The organism is Streptococcus sp. UBA3373 (assembly GCF_002360305.1).
GTDB classification, from domain to species: Bacteria; Bacillota; Bacilli; order Lactobacillales; family Streptococcaceae; genus Streptococcus; species Streptococcus alactolyticus.
The window spans coordinates 61138-63486 of the sequence record NZ_DEQF01000049.1 but is presented as its reverse complement, the minus strand read 5'-3'; the positions used below and the strand labels follow the sequence as shown (position 1 = coordinate 63486).

Annotated in this window: 2 protein-coding genes; both read left to right on the top strand. The window is 35.0% G+C overall.

Annotation, left to right across the window (positions count from 1 at the left end):
• The first annotated feature begins 131 nt into the window (after positions 1-131).
• Complete coding sequence (locus B3R79_RS06465) at positions 132-989, top strand: Rgg/GadR/MutR family transcriptional regulator (protein ID WP_074656872.1); 858 nt, start codon at positions 132-134, stop codon at positions 987-989.
• An 80-nt stretch (positions 990-1069) separates the two neighbouring features.
• The gene (locus B3R79_RS06460) at positions 1070-2278 is read left to right on the top strand and encodes an MFS transporter (RefSeq protein ID WP_204984583.1); all 1209 of its coding nucleotides are present in this window, start codon (positions 1070-1072) and stop codon (positions 2276-2278) included.
• The last annotated feature ends 71 nt before the right edge of the window (positions 2279-2349 follow it).

Below are 2349 nucleotides of genomic sequence, written 5' to 3'. Positions count from 1 at the left end.
TGCAAAAAGAATTGGATGCCTTGAGCGAGCAACAAGAAGTCCTCATGTCAGAATGGGAAGAACTCAGCGAACAAGTCGAAGGGTGAAATTGACCTAATAAGTGCAACGTTGAAGTGGGAAAAGGAGAATTTATGCAAGATTATGGACCAATCTTTAAAGAATTTCGAATCAATCGTGGTTTTTCTTTGAAGCAGGTAGCCTGCGATGATTTATCCATTTCACAGCTATCGCGTTTTGAACGAGGTGAGTCTGATATTTCTCTAAATAAATTTCTTCTAGCCTTGCAAGCCATTCAACTTTCACTTGATGAATTCATGAATCGAGCCAATAACTACAAAAAACTGGGACAGAAGAAATTGATGTCTCAAATGGCTGTTTACCATTATCAGAAGGATGTTCAAGGCTTGGAGAAAATGATTCAAGAGGAACAAAAGAAACTTGAAAAAGATTTTACCGATATCCAAGCAAAGCTTAATATCATTCTCTTTCGAGGCATGATTTGCCAATGCGACGAAACTCGTACCATGTCAAAAGAGGATTTGGATTTTGTGATTGATTACCTCTTTCAAAAAGAAAACTGGGAAATTGGTGATTTAATCTTAATTGGTAATTTTTACACCTTTTATCCAACTCCTTTGATGAGTCGCATGGTTAGAGAAATTCTGAAACGAGTCGATTATTATTCTGAAATTTCAACGAATCGAAATTTGGTTGAATGCACCTTGATTAATATGATAGAGATTTGTACAGAGCGTGGGGAATTAGAGGAAGCGAGCTTTTTTGAGAAAGAAGCTGAAAAGTTATTGTCAAATGAGCGAAATGCCTATCACCGTACGGTTTTTCTCTACGAAAAGGGCTTCTTAAAATATGCTAAAGGTGATTTCAGCGGGATAGATGATATGAAAAATGCTATTTTTTGTTTTGAAGTGACTGGTGCTATCAATCACGCGAAACACTATCAATCTCATATGGAAAAAGTTTTAAAATGAAAAATTCTCGTATTCGGGAATTTTTTTATTCCCTTAAAAATCTCATTTATAATAATGGAAAAGATTTAAGGGGGATGAAAGTGGAGAAAAACAGTTTAAAACTTTTAGCAAGTAGGGCAGTTAACAAACTTGGAGATGTTTTATATGATTATGGGAATAGCAGTTGGATTGCGTCCATGGGCAGTTTTGGACAAAAGATGTTGGGAATTTACCAAATTGTCGAAGTTGTGATTGCTATTATCCTTAATCCATTTGGTGGAGCAATTGCAGATAGGTTTAGGCGTCGCAAAATTTTGCTTTGGACTGATGGGCTTTGTGCTTTGTTGTGTGTAATCTTGGCATTTATTCCTAGTAATCGCTTGATGTTATACGGTTTGATTCTGGCAAATATGCTGCTTGCTGTATCGAATGCGTTTTCTAGCCCAGCTTATCGAGCTTATGTTCCTGAGGTTGTCAAAAAAGAGAAGCTTGTTAGTTATAATTCGTATTTAGAAACCTCTGTTCAAATCATTAAGGTGAGTTCACCTCTATTAGGATTTCTTATTTACCATTATTTTGGGATTCGTTGGACTTTAATTGTGGATAGTTTGACTTTTGGGATTTCTTTTCTTTGTCTGCTGATGATTAGGCATGTTGACTATGTTGGACACGAAATCAGACAGAATTTAATATTTAGAGAGATTCTTAAAGATATTTGGGAAGGATTTTTATATATTGTTGCTCAAAAAGAGATATTTTTTCTTTTGATAATGGCTACAACGGTAAATCTTTTCTTGGCAATGCTGACTTATTTATTGCCTTTTAGTTCTAGTATTTTTAAAATGTCGAGTGCTTATGCGACACTCCTTAGTTTATCGGCGGTTGGTTCTATTTTCGGTGCAATAGTGTCAAAAAGAGTTCCTAATACGATATCAGCATTATTATGGGCATTAGGGTTTAGCGGGCTAGGAATAACTGTTTTGGCTATTTCACCCTTAACAGGTTTGCCTATTTTTTTGAGTTTTTCTGGAGTGCTGTTTTACAGTCTTTTTGAAACTATCTTTAATATTCATTTCTTTAGTCAAGTTCAAAGTCGTGTCGCTAATGAGTATATGGGACGAGTGATTTCAAGTATTTATACTTTAGCGATTCTATTTATGCCATTAGGAACTTTAATGATGACTTTGATAAGAAGTAGTATTTCGGCTTATAGTTTTATCATTATTGGCTTAGCTGTTTTTCTATTAGCCATGGTAGGATTATATTATAGCAACAAACGATTGAAGCTATCTCACGAAAAAGAAGGGTAACTCTTTAATGATATGCAGCTGTCTGGGATTGGCAATATGCTAATTTTGGATAAGTTTGCATATCATTTTTT